Here is a 15341-nt window from a genome sequence, read left to right as displayed (position 1 = left end):
AGGACGTCGCATGGAGCACGATAGATATATATTCAAAATCTGCTTCGTAATTTTTCTTAGTGAACGGAGTATGAGCGCAATTATCCTAAGCATTGTTTGGTGACTATATTTGTAAATCTACATGTGTCTGCGTCAGTACATACAATGACGGCAGAACTGCAAAACCAATTAAAGGACACACACTTTATGCTCCATTTTGGCACCAAGATAATCTAAATGCTTCGCGAAATCACCCACAGGAGCCAGGGCGGGTGAGGAGCTGTGCCTACAGCAGGAGCCATACACGAGCAGCGCCTATTGTATTCCGTATTCCTCGCGGAGGGATTCGGCCCTGCGGGCCACTTCCTGGATAAATTCACGAGATGATATGAGCTTAGCGCCTGCACCGCGTATGATTATTTGTTCAAGGTAGTCGGAGGTGACTACGGTGATGTCATATTTTTTGCCGTGTTCGTGAGTAAAGCGCTCAATATATGCGTCGGCTGTTTGAGCTTCGGCAGTAAATACCTGATGAATATTTAGATAGTCAGAAGCTCTTTGTTCGGAATTTTTCACTCTGTAGGCATCGAATACGGCTATTACTTCGTAGTCTGTCATGGCTTTGTAATTGCTGAGGATGTCGAGAAGCTTGCCTCGTGCTCCATCTAAATTTACGTCTAAAACTTCTTTTAATTCTGGCCATGCGTAGATCAAGTTGTAGCCATCTACAAGAAGATATTTCTGTTTAGCTTTTATTTCTTTTGGAGCCTGATACACATAGTCCGAATCGACTCTTCTAGGTCTGGATGATTCACCATAGTGCCATCCTTTTTTAGGATTCTTTCCATGATTACTGTGTGTGGCTTGTCTAAGGATATTGTCAATTTCATCTGGGTCGAGCCATTCATCTACACCGTGGTTCATTCGCTTGGAATTAATTGGTGTGTCATCAATCTCATTATCGCTTATACGACTTTCAATGCAGGGCACATGACATTTTTCTTTCACTTCATACCATGGGACAATGACTCCTGCTCCATGTGAACAGAATACTGAATCTGGCGAGTTGTCTATGTCTGCCTCCGGATTGTATTCATACTCAGCTATTACAGCTTCTGGATTCTTGCATTTATCGTAGTGAGCGTTGCTCAATGATATATGTCCCATCCCTTTTGTAAAGGTTACGATAGATGCCTGGTAGTTTCTTATCTGGGCTGCTGGCGCTGTGCCAGTGATTATGGATTCTCCATTTGAATCCATTGGCGCTTCAAAACTACCTCCCATATTTTCAATGTCTGTCATTACTCTTCCGATTTGCTCTGAAGGTACAGTAATTTCATAGTCATAGTATGGTTCAAGAATTGTAGTGCCTGCCTCCATTAAGCCCTGACGTATAGCCCTATAGGTGGCTTCTCTAAAATCGCCACCTTCAGTATGTTTTACATGGGCTCTTCCTCCTACAATAGTAAATCTAATATCTGTTATAGGCGCTCCTATTGCAGTGCCTATGTGTTCCTTCTCTAAAATATGTGTAGTTATAAGTCGCTGCCAATTTAGTGCTAGTTCATCTGTGGACACTTTCTGCTGCACTTCTATTCCACTTCCTGTATCAAGCGGCTCCATCAGTATGTGTGCTTCAGCATAATGTCTGAGAGGCTCAAAGTGGCCTACTCCCTCTACAGCTTCATTTATAGTCTCCTTGTAAAGTACACCGGCTTCTTTAAATTCAGCTTTTATGCCAAGTTCATTTTCAATTCTATTGAGGAGAATTTCCGTCTGTACCTCTCCCATAAGATTGAAAGTTATTTCTTCAAGCGATTCATTCCATGTTACATTTAATGATGAATCTTCCTCATTTAAGGCAAGCAGTTTAGGATATGCAAGTCTTGGTACTGTTTCATCAAGAATTTCTAGCTTGTATTTTAATACTGGTGTGATGCTAAGCTCTGGGCGATTATCTACGCAACCTAATCCCTGACCTGCAAAAGTTGTTTTGGGGCCTACGAATGCCACCACATCTCCAGCCTTTGCTTCATCTACCTGAGTATATTTTGCACCAGAATATATTCTGATTTGATCTATCTTTTCTCCATTAGAAAGAGTGTCTTTTACCTTAATACTTCCTGAAGAAATCTTGGCAAATGTAAGGCGGGTATCTTTGCCAAGGCTTTCTATCTTGTATATCTTTGCACCAAATTCCAGTCCTTCTAATGATGCCGTCTTATTAGCGTGATATTCGCTGATACCCTTAATAAATGTAAGCAGATTATCCACACCATCATTCTTTAATGCTGAGCCTATGAACACAGGATATAATTCCCCTGCTGTAACCATATCGTATATACGATACTCTGTGAGAGTATCTGTCTCCAAATACTCCTCCATTGCATCTTCATTTTCCATTGCAATGTCTTCATAATTGGAATGTGAGTGACATGATGTAGAAAGCTTTTCCTTAAGATTGCTAATAATTCCGTCCTGAGAAAAGCCCTCCATATCCGCCTTGTTTACAAATATGATTGTTGGCACCTTATTCTTTTTCAAAAGGGAGAATAAGGTCTTTGTATGAGCCTGCACTCCATCTGTTCCACTGATTAAAAGGATTGCAAAATCTAGAGCCCATATTGCGCGCTCTGTTTCCATTGCAAAATCTACATGTCCAGGAGTATCTAAAAGTGTAAGTTTCTGCCCTTCGTAATCAAATACTGCAGGCTTTGAAAAGATAGTAATTCCTCTATCCTTTTCCTGTGAATCTGTATCCAAAAAGGCGGACCCCTTGTCTACTCGACCAAGGTCCGCCAAAACTCCAGCGTTATATAAAATTGCTTCTGATAATGTAGTCTTACCGGCATCTACGTGTGCCAGTATTCCCCATGACATATTCATTAGTTGTATCCTCTAAATCCCTTACCTATAATTTCGCTGCTATTAGTAATTGCAATAAATGCACCTGGATGATTTTTTCTGATATAAGTCTTAAGCTCCACAGCCTGCTGTCTTTTAAGAATTGTGAGAATGATAGTCTTCTCCTTATGTCCATATGCGCCTTCTGCTTTATATACTGTTGCGCCCTTTCCCAAATCCTTTGTAATAAAATCCACTATTGGATCCGGGTCGTTACATATGATTGTAAAGTATTTAGCCAGGTTGATGTTTTCAATAGTCTCATCAACTACAAGCGACTTTGCCAAAAGGCCAACCAGTGAAAACAAACCTGTCTCAGCATTAAACACAATGCATGCCATTATTACAATCATTACATCTGAAAAGAATAGTGCTGTACCTATATCTACTTTGGTGTACTTCTTAAGTATCATTGCAACAATATCTGTTCCACCACTTGAAGCTCCCAGATTGAAGAATACTGCAGATGCAAATGCAGGCAATACAATCGCAAACATGAGCTCCAGCACTGGCTGCGTTGTAAGTGGGCCGTCCATAGGGCGAATTCGTTCTAAGATGCTTGGCCCAAATGATACTAAAAGAGTAATATATGTCGTTTTGACTCCAAAAGATTTGCCAAAAACAACGAATCCCAGAATCAAAAGTATAATATTTATGATTAAATTTATATAACTAGGTGTATATGGTATAAGCCTAGCCAAAACAATAGAAATACCACTTACTCCACCAAATGAAAAGTGGTTTGGAAATTTAAAATAATATATGCCGATTACCATAATTGCAGATGCAATGGTAAACATGATGTATTCATATATGTCCTGCTTATGCATATATATTTTATGTATCATATCTTCTCAATCCCTTCGGATAATGATTTTTTATTTGACCTTTTACAGCCTTACCCCAGCCGATAGAATAACCATCTACAGTGATCAATGTCCATCCATCACTTACGCCATCTATTCTAAGTGACTGCCCCAAAAGATAGTTTTTAATCTCTTCACTATCCTTTGAAAAATCAACGTGATTTTTCACTTCGCCACTAGAAAGAGCAAGTGCTAATGCATGGCTTGGTTCGAAACGATTTTTCTTAAGAGTACCAAGGAACAATCCGCCTCTAAGCACGTGTAAACCAGAAAAATCAAGGCTGTTTTCAGGCAACCTGTAAAGCAAGTCATTGATAACAATAAGATTATTTTTCCATTCCTTAGAATCATTAAATGTATCTTTAATAAATGAATAATAATCCACTAACATTTTATCACTAGGCTTTTTTATATTGTAGTAGTTTGGCTCAGATTTTTCTCCAGCTGCCTTTTCTAAAAGACAAGCATAGTGTCCTTCGCCTTTGACCTCATGCGGCCATAATCTACGCTCCTCAATCACCTTCATGTCTGGATGGCGTTCTATAAATGCTGCAACGGCTTCCTCATCTTCTAATCGAGCAAAGGTGCATGTGCTATAACACATTCTGCCACCTGGCACCAACATCTCATAAGCTCTATCAAGGATTTCTGCCTGTCTAGCAGCGCACATCTCAACAGATTCTAAGGACCACTCATTGCATGCCTCATGATTTTTTCTAAACATGCCCTCTCCAGAGCAAGGTGCATCCACCATAATTCTATCAAAGCACTCTGGGAAGCTTTCAGCTAGCTTATCAGGGTATTCGCTTATAACAATACAATTTCTAATGCCAAGTCTTTCCACATTTTCAGATAATATCTTAGCTCTGTTTTTCATTGGCTCATTAGAAATAAGCAAGCCCTGGCCCATAAGATATCCTGCAATCTGAGTAGACTTACCTCCTGGTGCTGCACACAAATCAAGACATACATCTCCTGGCTGCGGTGCAAGCATTTCCACTGGCAACTGAGCTGATGCATCCTGAATATAATAAACACCAGCGGCATGATAAGGATGAATGCCTGGACGCGATGTTTCATCATCGTAGTAAAATCCATTTTTGCTCCATGGCACAGGTGTTGTCACCATATCGGAAATATCATCCACCGTGCTTTCCTTGGCCTTTACAGGATTAATTCGTAAAGCCGATATTTTATTTTCATCATATGAACGCAAAAACGCATGGAAGTCAGGACCCAAGTCCTGCTCCATGCGATTAATAAAATCAATTGGTAAAAAAGTATTATCACCCATTACATACGCTCCGGTGCCTTAAAACCAAGAAGATCGATAGACTTTTCAAGAACGCTACGTGTAAGCCATAAGAGCTTTAGATAGCTGGCCTTAACAGCCTCGTCCTCTTCTGCAAGTATCTTAGTATCGTGATAGAACTTGTTAAATGCATTTGCCAAATCATAAATGTATGCGCAAATCTTGTGTGGTGCCATATCTTCATATGCTGAAGTAAGTGCTGCCATAAACTTAGTAAGCTCAAGCTGTAAAGCTCTCTCTGACTCAGAATGTGCTGGAAGGATAGCCCCATTAAGGCTTACCTCACCTGCCTTAGCGAGAATTGACTTACATCTAACAATTGTATAGAGGATATATGGACCTGTGTTTCCTTCTGCTGAAGTAAATCTGTCTATATCAAAAATGTAATCCTTAGAAGCCTGATTTGAAAGGTCTCCATATTTGATTGCTGATAATCCAACTACCTGAGCTGTCTTTTCAGCCTCCTCATCATTCATTGTACCATTCTCTTTAATCTTCTCAAGCATCTTTTCTTCTACTTCCTGTAGAAGGTACTCAAGACGCATAACGCCACCCTGACGTGTCTTAAATGGCTTGCCATCCTTGCCATTCATTGTACCGAAACCAACGAAGTAAAGGTTCTTATCTGCTGGAACGATACCTGTCTTTTTAGCACAGCGGAATACCTGTGTAAAGTAAAGCTCCTGGCGCTTATCAACTACATAGATAACTGAATCTGGATTGTAATCCTTCATACGCCATACAAGTGTAGCAAGATCTGTAGTGTTGTAAAGTGAAGCACCATCAGACTTAAGAATCATACATGGAGGAACTTCTTTTGTATCTGTCTCCTCCTTAACGTCTACAACAAGAGCTCCCTCAGAGATATAAGCAAAGCCATCATCCTTCATCTTCTGAACCATATCAGGGATGTAAGGCTGAGCATCGCTTTCGCCCTTCCATAAATCAAATGTAACATCAAGCTTCTCGTAGTTTCTCTTAAGATCATTAACTGAAACATTAAGAATGTGTGAAAGAAGTGCCTGATAGCCTTTTCTTCCGTGCTGAAGCTCATATGTAGCAGTCATGGCTGCTTCCTTATAGGCTGGATCTTCCTTTGACTTTCCAGAAGCACAAGGATAAATCTCCTCTAGCTCTGAAATTGTAAATGGTGGCTCTGCAGGATACTCACCATCAAAAGCCTCATCAAAATAGCAAAGCTCTGGCTTTCTGAGCTTAAGCTCTGTAATGATAAGTCCCATCTGAAGACCCCAGTCTCCAAGATGCACATCACCGATAACCTCGTCTCCCATAAATCTGGCAGTACGCTTGATTGACTCTCCGATAATAGCTGAGCGAAGATGTCCAACATGAAGTGGTTTTGCAACATTAGGTCCGCCGTAATCAATCATGACCTTCTTAGGTGTTGCTACTTTTTCTACTCCAAATCTCTCGCTATCTTCTGCCATCTTAGAAACAAAATCAGCTATAAACTCATCTGAAAGATTTATATTAATGAATCCTGGAGGACATGCCTCGCATTTAGAAAACATTGAATTATCTGCAAGCTTTTCTACAACTTCGTTTGCGATAGCTATAGGTGCTTTCTTATATTCTTTTGCTGCAGCCATTGCTCCATTACACTGGAACTGACATAAATCTGGACGGTTTGATAAAGTAACCATTCCGTATTTCTCGTCGTAACCAGCAGACTTAAAGCCATCTACTACAACATCCTTAATAAGCTGAAGAATTTCTTTCATTTCGTCCTCCTTAGTTTTATTTTAATGTGGAGATTTACGAACTCACGGTGTTGAATTATAGCACAAAAATGGCTAATATACAATTATATTTAAGAACGAGGAGAAGCCAGATTATGTTAGAAATTGGAATGAAAGGCAACGCTGAAACCGTTGTTACAATTGACAATACTGCTAAAGCATTCACCAGCGGAGCTTTAGATGTATTTGCTACACCTGCGATGATTGCGCTCATGGAAGAAACATGCTGGAAAATGGTTCAGCCAGAGCTTGAAGAAGGCTTAGGCACTGTAGGCACCAAAATCGATGTCAGCCATGTAGCTCCATCAGCAATCGGTAAAACAGTTATGTGCGAAGCAACTGTAATTGCTATCGACGGACGTAAGCTCACTTTCGAGGTTGTATGTTCAGACGAAAGCGGTATGGTTGGAATGGGCACACACGAAAGATTCATTATTAATAATGAAAAGTTTATGGCTAAAGCCAACTCTTAAGTTTTAGGTAATTGGAGATATAAAATGCGAAAAGGACTTGTAATGGAAGGTGGCGCCATGCGTGGCATGTTCACCTGCGGCGTAATTGACGTTTTAATGGAGAACAATATTGATTTTGATGTGGCTGTAGGCGTATCAGCTGGTGCAACCTTTGGCTGCAACATAAAATCAAAGCAAATTGGTCGTGGCCTCAGATACAACAAAAAATACTGCAACGACAAACGCTACGCCAGCGTTAAATCTCTCGTCAAAACAGGTGATATTTATAATGTTCCATTTTGCTACGGCACTCTTCCATACGAGCTGGACAAATGGGATATAGACACCTTCTATTCTAATCCAATGGATTTCTATTGTGTCGCCACAGACCTATCTACAGGTGGTCCTGTCTATCACAAATGTGACAGCTACGATGCCACCCCCGATGGTATAGATATCAATTGGATTCGTGCATCAGCTTCTATGCCTGTTGTTTCAAAGCCTGTAGACATCGACGGCAACCTATATCTTGATGGTGGCATGTCAGATTCCATCCCTATCAGATTTATGGAAAAGCAAAACTGTGACCGAATCCTTGTTATCGAAACTCAACCAGAGGACTATGTCAAAAAGCCATTTTCGCTATTATGGCTAATAAAGCTTGTACTTAGAAAATTTCCTAGAATGGTGGACACCATGGAAAATCGACACATAATGTACAACTCGCAAAAAGCCTATGTAAAAAAACAGGAAGAAGCCGGCGAAATCTTTGTCATTCGTCCAACCTCTTCCCTTAATATTGGTGCCATCGAAAAAAATCCAAATGAGCTCCAACGTGTTTACGATTTAGGAAGAAATGCCGCTATTGCAAATCTTCCCGCTCTAAAAAAATACTTAGCCTAAAATGTATTATTGCTGACTTCTCCAGCTATATTTAAAGCAAAATAATCCTTTATTTCAGCTGGGTTGTCAGTCTTTCCTAAAATCCACATAAGCTTTGTAAGTGCCGCCTCACTAGTCATATCATGGGCTTGCAGCACACCGCTTTCAAGTGCTCTTCTACCAGTCTCATACACATCCATCTTAGAACCTTCGTATCTACACTGTGTACCAACAACAACAGTCATACCATCATTGACAACCTTCTCAATTGTGCTAATGAAATCATGCTTTACAAATGGCATGCCACCAATTCCAAAGGCTTCGATATAAAGCCCCTTATACCCTTGAGCCGCAATAGATTCTATCAAGCTTCTATGAATCCCAGGAAACATCTTAATCATGCACACCTCAGAGGAAAATGCATTTTCCAAATGGAAAACTCCATTCCTGACAGGAATTGTGCTATCATCGATTTTCATCCCCAGCGAACTAATCTCCGCCACATTAGGATAATTAATACTCTCAAATGCATCAAAGCTTAAGGATCTAACCTTAGACGCTCTACACCCCAGCATAACCTTTCGATTAAAGGCAACAAAAACACCAGCTCTACCGCTTGCCGCCATATGAATTGCACATCTAAGATTCTCCATAGCATCAGCCACAGGATTTGTAATAGAAAGCTGCGATCCCGTAATCACCACAGGAATATTAATATTCTGCAACATATACGAAAGCATAGACGACGTATAGGCAAGTGTATCCGTTCCATGAATAACCACTATACCATCATACTGATTCCTAAGCTCGCTGATATGCAGTGCCAACTTACTCCAGTCTTCCGGAAAAATATTGGCACTATCAAGGGCGCAAAAATCTTCAATCTCAAAATTAATATCTCCCGACACAATATGAAGCTCCTTCTTCATATCATGTGTAGAAAGTCCCGGAGCCAATCCGCTCTCCTTCATAACCGAAGATAAAGTTCCCCCCGTATTAATAATTAACAATGTCTTACTCAATGTCTCTCTCCATGTTCTAGCATTTTACCTCCCAATTATACTCCAACTCCAATAATAAAATCCAGATTTACTATTCAAACAATCCTCCGTGCTTCACACTCCTCACGCCCGGCCCCTGGCCCCGCCAGTATTTGTTTGCGCCGGCCCTGCCCGCCTCGCCCTCAGGCTTGTGCCATGGAGACAATTTCGCAAGGTTTTTAGATTATCTTGGTGCCAAAAGGGAGCATTAAGTGCGTGTCCTTTAATTGGTTTTGCAATTCAAAGTCACTGTATGCTAGACACAGACACTTGTGATTCTAGATTAACAGTCACCAAACAATGCTTAGGATAATTGCGTTCATACTCCATTCACTAAGTAAAATTAAAGAAACAGGTTTTATAAGTTTATATACCGCCTTCAAGTTCAGTCCGTTTCACTATCAGGCTCGGGGTGCCGTCCATGGCACCCCGTATATAAACTTTATAAAACCTGTTTCTTATTTTACTAAGTTCACTCCAAAATCACGCAATTATTCCTAAGATTGTATTGGTGACATTAATAAGTTTTAGTGTGTCTGTGTCTAGCATACTGCGACTGCCGAATTGCAAAGAATTTAAAGAACACGCACAATAAAAAATGCGACTCTTGGCACCTAGATAATCTTAAACCGCAGGCGATGTCGAACTGTCACAGCCTAAGGACGGGGCGGGCAGGGCCGGTGCTTTTGTGGAAGCGTGGCAGGGCCATGGGCCGGGCGCAGACTACAGAAAGTTGCGAAGGATTGTTTCGCCATCAGGAGTGAGGATGGATTCGGGGTGAAATTGGAGGCCGTAGATTTCGTAGTCTTTGTGCTTTACGGCCATGATTTCACCGTCGGTGGTTGTGGCGATGACACTTAGGTTGCTTGGCAATTTGCCGGGATTGGCTGCCAGTGAATGGTATCTGGCAACACTGATATGGTCTGGCAGACCTTCAAATAGTTTGGCGGTGGTATCAATTGATACCACGGATTGTTTGCCATGCATAAGTTCCTTGGCGTAGGTGATTTCTGCGCCAAAGGTTTCGCATATGGCTTGATGACCTAAGCATACTCCGAGGATTGGTATTTTTCCTTTGAAATGTGCAATGACGTCTTCGCAAATGCCGGCGTCTATTGGACGACCCGGACCAGGTGAAATGATTATGTGGCTAGGAGCCAGTTTTTCTATATCGCATATACGAAGCTCATCATTTCTTACTACCTTTATGTCTGGATTTATTTTTCCGATTAATTGGTATAAGTTGTAGGAAAAGCTATCGTAATTATCTATGAGTAAAATCAATTATAATCCTCCCTCGGCCTCTTTTACTGCATTTACAACTGCTTTTGCTTTGTTGAGGCACTCTTCTGCTTCCTTTTCCGGAATTGAGTCATAGACGATTCCTGCACCAGAGCGGATGCAGATAACATCATCCTTTTTGTATACCAGTCTGATGGCAATGCTTACATCCAGATTTCCTGTGAAATCAAGATATCCTATTGCACCTCCGTAGATGCCACGTTTGCTTTGTTCAAGCTCTTCAATGATTTGGCAGGCTCTAAATTTTGGAGCACCTGATAAGGTGCCTGCTGGTAGGATTGCGTCTATTGCATCACTGGCATCCTTGTTATCTGCAAGTTCGCCAACTACTGTAGAGCCTATGTGCATTACATGAGAGTACCGCTCTATCTCCATGTACTTTTCCACATTTACAGTTCCAATTTTGCTTATTTTTCCAATGTCGTTTCTTCCAAGATCCACAAGCATGTTGTGCTCAGCAAGTTCCTTTTCGTCTGCCAAAAGTTCCTTCTCAAGGGCTTTGTCATTTTCGGCATTGAAGCCTCGCGGCCTTGTACCTGCAAGTGGAAAGGTGCTTACCTTTCCGTTTTCAACCTTAACAAGAGTTTCAGGCGATGCTCCTGCTATCTCTATATCAGAGCTTGAGAAATAAAACATATAAGGCGATGGATTGTTTGCTCTGAGTAGCCTGTAGGTATCAAATAAGCTACCAGAGGCCTTTGCTTTAAGCGGATTAGAAAGAACAACCTGAAAGATGTCGCCCTCTTTTATATAGTTTTTGGCCTTTTCTACCATCTGGCCATATTCTTCCTTTGAAAACTTAGGTGTAATTTCCGACTTTAGGTGTATTGGTTCAAAATTCTTTTTGCTACCATTTTGAAGCAGATATTTCATTTCAAGGAGCCTTTTTAAAACCTTCTCATAGCTTATTTCAAGCATGTCAAACTCTTCCGTGAAATCATCTAAGTGTTCCTTTGATTCTTCAAGTAAAATCCCTGTAATCAAATAGATTTTCTGCCTGAAATTATCAAATGCAATAACATCATTAAAAAGCATTAAATCCATATCTTTGAAATCATCTTCAGGGTCACATTTCAATCCAAGCTTAGGCTCAGCATACTTGATATAATCATATGAAAAATAGCCGACCAATCCACCTGTAAAGGTTGGGAATCCTTCTAAGCATGGTGACTTATACTTTGCAAGTATCTCTCTTAAAGTATCGTTAGGATGAGAAACCCTGCGCTCTTCTATGAGAGTTTTGCTAAGTCCATCATTTTTCTTTACGGATAGATTTCCATCCTGACAGGTTACCTCTATGTTTGGATTGTATCCTAGAAAGGTGTATCGGCCCCAGGTTTCAGTTTGGCTGGCACTTTCTAGTAAATAACACTGATGGCTGGCGTTTCTAATAATTCGCATTACCTCGATAGGTGTAAAACTATCCGAAAGCATTTCCATCATTACAGGAATTCTTTTGTACTTGCCTGTGGCTGCAATCTTTCTTACCTCATCTAAACTAGGATGCATGGTAAGCCTCCTTTATGCTCTTTGTCAGTTCTCCTACATATTTTGGTGCGTCACCTTTGTATTTTTCTACAACCTTTACTATTGCAGAACCCATGATTGCACCGTCTGCTACTTCGGCCATCTTTGCAGCCTGTTCTGGAGTCGAAATACCAAAACCTACGGCACATGGCACATCTGTATTCTTTCGTACTCTTTCAACTACTGCTTTAATATCACTTGTAATTTCATTTCTGGTTCCTGTAACCCCAAGGCTTGATACTATGTAGATAAAGCCTTGGGCATTTAATGCAATCTTATCTATTCTGTCTTCTGATGTAGGTGCAATCATTGATATGAAATCAATTCCGTATTCACTTGCTACACTTTCAAACTCTTCCTTTTCTTCAAAAGGTACATCTGGAAGTATTATTCCGTCGATTCCAACTGTCTTGCAGTTTTCAAAGAATCTTTCCATACCGTAGGAGAACACTACATTTGCGTATGTCATAAACACAAGTGGAATATGTACAGTATTTCTTAAATCCTGTACCATGGCAAAAATATCGTCAGTGGTAATTCCATTTGAAAGTGCTCTGATATTTGCCCCTTGAATTACAGGGCCTTCTGCTGTAGGATCGGAAAACGGTATTCCAAGCTCTACCAAATCTGCACCATTTTTCTCCAGTTCAATAACTATTTTCTTTGTTGTCTCTAAGTCTGGATCACCGCATGTAACAAATGGTATAAATGCCTTTTTATTCTTAAATGCCTCTGAAATCTTACTCATGGATATCCTCCCCTCTATAACGTGCGATTGCTGCACAATCCTTATCACCTCTGCCTGATACTGTCACGATTATTACCTGATCCTTCTTCATTGTAGGCGCCAACTTCTTCGCATATGCGATAGCGTGACTTGATTCTATAGCTGCAATAATGCCTTCTGTTTTTGCGATATATTCAAATGCATCAACAGCCTCATCATCTGTTACAGGAACATATTCTGCTCTACCGATATCGTGAAGATATGCATGCTCTGGACCAACACCTGGATAATCTAAGCCGGCAGATATTGAGTATACAGGTGCAATTTGACCATACTCATCCTGACAAAAATATGACTTCATTCCATGGAAAATTCCAATTTTACCAGTGTTAACTGTGGCAGCTGTTTCAAATGTATCAATGCCTCTACCTGCTGCTTCACAGCCTATCAGTCTTACTCCCTCATCATTTATGTAGTGATAAAAGCTTCCTATAGCATTACTTCCACCGCCTACGCAAGCTATTACAGCATCAGGAAGCTTACCCTCTGCTTCCAAAATTTGAGCCCTGCTCTCCTTAGAAATAACAGCCTGGAAATCTCTAACTATGGTTGGGAATGGATGTGGTCCCATTACAGAGCCTAAGCAATAATGAGTGTCATCAATTCTTGTAGTCCATTCTCTCATAGCTTCTGAAACCGCATCCTTAAGTGTGGCTGTACCAGATGTGACTGGAATTACCTCTGCCCCCAGGAGTCTCATTCTATAAACATTTAATGCCTGTCTTTCAGTGTCCTCCTTGCCCATAAACACAACACATTCCATTCCAAGTAAAGCTGCTGCTGTAGCAGTAGCAACACCGTGCTGGCCTGCACCTGTTTCAGCTATAAGTCTTGTCTTTCCCATCTTTTTTGCTAGAAGAGCCTGTCCCAACACATTATTGATTTTGTGAGATCCAGTGTGATTTAAGTCTTCTCTTTTCAGATAGATTTTTGCTCCACCCAAATCCTCTGTCATCTTCTTTGCATAGTAAAGAAGGCTTGGACGACCTGCATAATTGTTAAGCAAATCTGTAAGCTCTCTATTAAACTCTGGATCATCTTTATAATGGTTATAAGCTTCTTCAAGCTCTATAACTGCATTCATCAAAGTCTCTGGTATATATTGTCCTCCATGAACACCAAATCTACCTTTACTTCCTGTCATTTGCTTATCCTCTCGTACCGCTTTTACGAATTGCTTCATTTTGTATCCGTCTTTTAATTTATCTGTTTCTATTCCTGTGCTTACATCTACGCCGTATGGCTTTGTGATTTCTATTGCACTTACCACATTTTCCTGATTAAGTCCGCCTGCTAAAATAAATGGTCTGTCAATATATGTAAGAAGCTTTAAATCCTTTATCTGAACTCCCTCCCCATTTCCTGCATCAAACATAATCATATCCGCACTAGACTTTTCAGCCTTTATAATTTCCTCTGGGGAATTAGCTTTAAAGGTTTTGATTACAGGAATATTATTATCCATAAGCTCCTTTATATAGTTTTCATCTTCATTGCCGTGAAGCTGAGCCACATCAATGATATTTTCTTCAAATAACTCTTCTACCTCAGAAGTATCTGCATCTACAAAAACACCTACGGCCTTGATTTCAGGGTTTAGTAGACTCTTAAGTTTTTTAGCCTGAGCCTTTGTAACACTACGTCTGCTTTTGTTATAAAAAACAAAACCAACATATTCAGGCTTCAGCTCATTTGCATTTTTGATGTCCTCTTCTCTTGTCAATCCACATAGCTTTATATTAGTCATTTTTAGTCCCCCTTAATTCATCTACCATTGCCTTTTTATCATCTGCTCTCATAAGTGTTTCACCAATCAATACTGCATCCACTCTAGCATCCTCAAGCGCCTTTATATCTTCTCTATTTTTAATACCGCTCTCAGATACGAAAATTACATCTTCTGGAATCAATTTACGAAGCCTCTTACTGTTTTCTGTATCCACCGAAAAATCTTTAAGATTTCGATTGTTTACTCCAATTATTCTTGCATTTGCTGCTATTGCCATCTTTACTTCTGTCTCATCATGGGATTCCACAATAGCACTAATTCCAAGCTTATCGCAGATTTCTATGTATTCTCTTATCTGCTCTTTAGTTAGGATAGAACATATCAGCAGAACCGCTTTCGCTCCCAGTATTTTTGCTTCATATATCATGTATTCATCTACTGTGAAGTCTTTTCTAAGACAAGGCACATCTACCGTATTTGCGATATCTTTTAAGTACTCATCTTTCCCTAAAAACCATTTAGGCTCTGTAAGCACCGATATGCAATCAGCTCCTGCCACCTCATATTCTTTAGCAATATTAATATAATCAAAATCTTCCGCAATAAGTCCTTTGGAAGGAGAAGCCTTTTTGCACTCACAGATAAGTGCGATATCGCCTTTACGAAGTGCCTTTTCAAATTCAAAATCTCCCTTTGGTAGATTAAAAGCCTCTTCTTTTATTTCTTCAAGTGATTTATTTTTCTTTAACTCAGCGACCCGTTGTTTTGCATGTTCTGCTATTTCATCAAGTATGTTCATAC

General features: G+C 40.3%; 12 protein-coding genes and 1 pseudogene. 2 read left to right on the top strand and 11 right to left on the bottom strand.

The genetic code is table 11. The features are described 5' to 3' along the window. Positions 1-294: 294 nt before the first annotated feature. The 4 genes from T498_RS15190 to argS are packed head-to-tail and all read right to left on the bottom strand — an operon-like array spanning position 295 to position 6803. Positions 295-2865 carry a translation factor GTPase family protein gene (locus T498_RS15190; protein ID WP_036978033.1) on the bottom strand — a complete coding sequence of 857 codons (2571 nt, stop codon included), beginning with the start codon at positions 2863-2865 and terminating at the stop codon, positions 295-297. Beyond that, positions 2865-3731 (bottom strand): YitT family protein, encoded by an 867-nt coding sequence (locus T498_RS0107000; RefSeq protein ID WP_036978031.1) that lies wholly within the window; start codon positions 3729-3731, stop codon positions 2865-2867. The genes T498_RS15190 and T498_RS0107000 overlap by 1 nt, the downstream gene beginning before the upstream one ends. Further along, positions 3721-5043 carry an RsmF rRNA methyltransferase first C-terminal domain-containing protein gene (locus T498_RS0106995; protein ID WP_028235292.1) on the bottom strand — a complete coding sequence of 441 codons (1323 nt, stop codon included), beginning with the start codon at positions 5041-5043 and terminating at the stop codon, positions 3721-3723. The genes T498_RS0107000 and T498_RS0106995 overlap by 11 nt, the downstream gene beginning before the upstream one ends. Then, positions 5043-6803 (bottom strand): arginine--tRNA ligase, encoded by a 1761-nt coding sequence (gene argS / locus T498_RS0106990; protein WP_028235291.1) that lies wholly within the window; start codon positions 6801-6803, stop codon positions 5043-5045. Before argS ends, T498_RS0106995 begins: the two co-directional genes overlap by 1 nt. Positions 6804-6916: 113 nt before the next feature. Here argS and T498_RS0106985 point away from each other — a divergent pair, with 113 nt between their 5' ends. Beyond that, entirely contained in the window at positions 6917-7294 is a 378-nt protein-coding gene (locus T498_RS0106985) for a thioesterase family protein (protein WP_028235290.1), read from the top strand. 24 nt (positions 7295-7318) lie between these two features. Continuing rightward, positions 7319-8176: a patatin-like phospholipase family protein gene (locus T498_RS0106980; RefSeq protein ID WP_028235289.1), complete on the top strand. Its 858-nt coding sequence runs from the start codon at positions 7319-7321 to the stop codon at positions 8174-8176. Here T498_RS0106980 and T498_RS0106975 read toward each other — a convergent pair. From T498_RS0106975 to trpC, 7 genes and pseudogenes are all read right to left on the bottom strand, one after another. Beyond that, positions 8173-9177 (bottom strand): asparaginase, encoded by a 1005-nt coding sequence (locus T498_RS0106975; protein ID WP_028235288.1) that lies wholly within the window; start codon positions 9175-9177, stop codon positions 8173-8175. The two genes, T498_RS0106980 and T498_RS0106975, sit on opposite strands and share 4 nt — an antisense overlap. 741 nt (positions 9178-9918) lie before the next feature. Next, positions 9919-10479: an anthranilate synthase component II gene (locus T498_RS0106970; RefSeq protein WP_028235287.1), complete on the bottom strand. Its 561-nt coding sequence runs from the start codon at positions 10477-10479 to the stop codon at positions 9919-9921. Next, positions 10480-12006: an anthranilate synthase component I gene (trpE, locus tag T498_RS0106965; RefSeq protein WP_028235286.1), complete on the bottom strand. Its 1527-nt coding sequence runs from the start codon at positions 12004-12006 to the stop codon at positions 10480-10482. Continuing rightward, positions 11996-12772 (bottom strand): tryptophan synthase subunit alpha, encoded by a 777-nt coding sequence (trpA, locus tag T498_RS0106960; RefSeq protein ID WP_028235285.1) that lies wholly within the window; start codon positions 12770-12772, stop codon positions 11996-11998. The genes trpE and trpA overlap by 11 nt, the downstream gene beginning before the upstream one ends. Next, positions 12765-13955 (bottom strand): tryptophan synthase subunit beta, encoded by a 1191-nt coding sequence (gene trpB / locus T498_RS0106955; protein ID WP_028235284.1) that lies wholly within the window; start codon positions 13953-13955, stop codon positions 12765-12767. The genes trpA and trpB overlap by 8 nt, the downstream gene beginning before the upstream one ends. An 81-nt stretch (positions 13956-14036) precedes the next feature. Continuing rightward, a pseudogene (locus tag T498_RS17225) lies at positions 14037-14558 on the bottom strand (phosphoribosylanthranilate isomerase); the annotation flags it as partial. After that, positions 14551-15339 carry an indole-3-glycerol phosphate synthase TrpC gene (trpC, locus tag T498_RS0106950; RefSeq protein ID WP_028235283.1) on the bottom strand — a complete coding sequence of 263 codons (789 nt, stop codon included), beginning with the start codon at positions 15337-15339 and terminating at the stop codon, positions 14551-14553. The pseudogene T498_RS17225 and the gene trpC, both read right to left, overlap by 8 nt. Between the last annotated feature and the right edge of the window lie 2 nt (positions 15340-15341).

It is taken from the genome of Pseudobutyrivibrio sp. MD2005 (assembly GCF_000621865.1).
Lineage (GTDB): Bacteria > Bacillota > Clostridia > Lachnospirales > Lachnospiraceae > Pseudobutyrivibrio.
This window is presented reverse-complemented; position numbering and strand designations above follow the sequence as displayed.

Excerpts from the sequence above, each read along its gene's own strand:
- T498_RS15190 (WP_036978033.1), bottom strand. The coding sequence starts at position 2,865 with ATGAATATGTCATGGGGAATACTGGCACACGTAGATGCCGGTAAGACT.
- T498_RS0107000 (WP_036978031.1), bottom strand. The coding sequence starts at position 3,731 with ATGATACATAAAATATATATGCATAAGCAGGACATATATGAATACATC.
- T498_RS0106995 (WP_028235292.1), bottom strand. The coding sequence starts at position 5,043 with ATGGGTGATAATACTTTTTTACCAATTGATTTTATTAATCGCATGGAG.
- argS (WP_028235291.1), bottom strand. The coding sequence starts at position 6,803 with ATGAAAGAAATTCTTCAGCTTATTAAGGATGTTGTAGTAGATGGCTTT.
- T498_RS0106985 (WP_028235290.1), top strand. The coding sequence starts at position 6,917 with ATGTTAGAAATTGGAATGAAAGGCAACGCTGAAACCGTTGTTACAATT.
- T498_RS0106980 (WP_028235289.1), top strand. The coding sequence starts at position 7,319 with ATGCGAAAAGGACTTGTAATGGAAGGTGGCGCCATGCGTGGCATGTTC.
- trpE (WP_028235286.1), bottom strand. The coding sequence starts at position 12,006 with ATGCATCCTAGTTTAGATGAGGTAAGAAAGATTGCAGCCACAGGCAAG.
- trpA (WP_028235285.1), bottom strand. The coding sequence starts at position 12,772 with ATGAGTAAGATTTCAGAGGCATTTAAGAATAAAAAGGCATTTATACCA.
- trpB (WP_028235284.1), bottom strand. The coding sequence starts at position 13,955 with ATGACAGGAAGTAAAGGTAGATTTGGTGTTCATGGAGGACAATATATA.
- trpC (WP_028235283.1), bottom strand. The coding sequence starts at position 15,339 with ATGAACATACTTGATGAAATAGCAGAACATGCAAAACAACGGGTCGCT.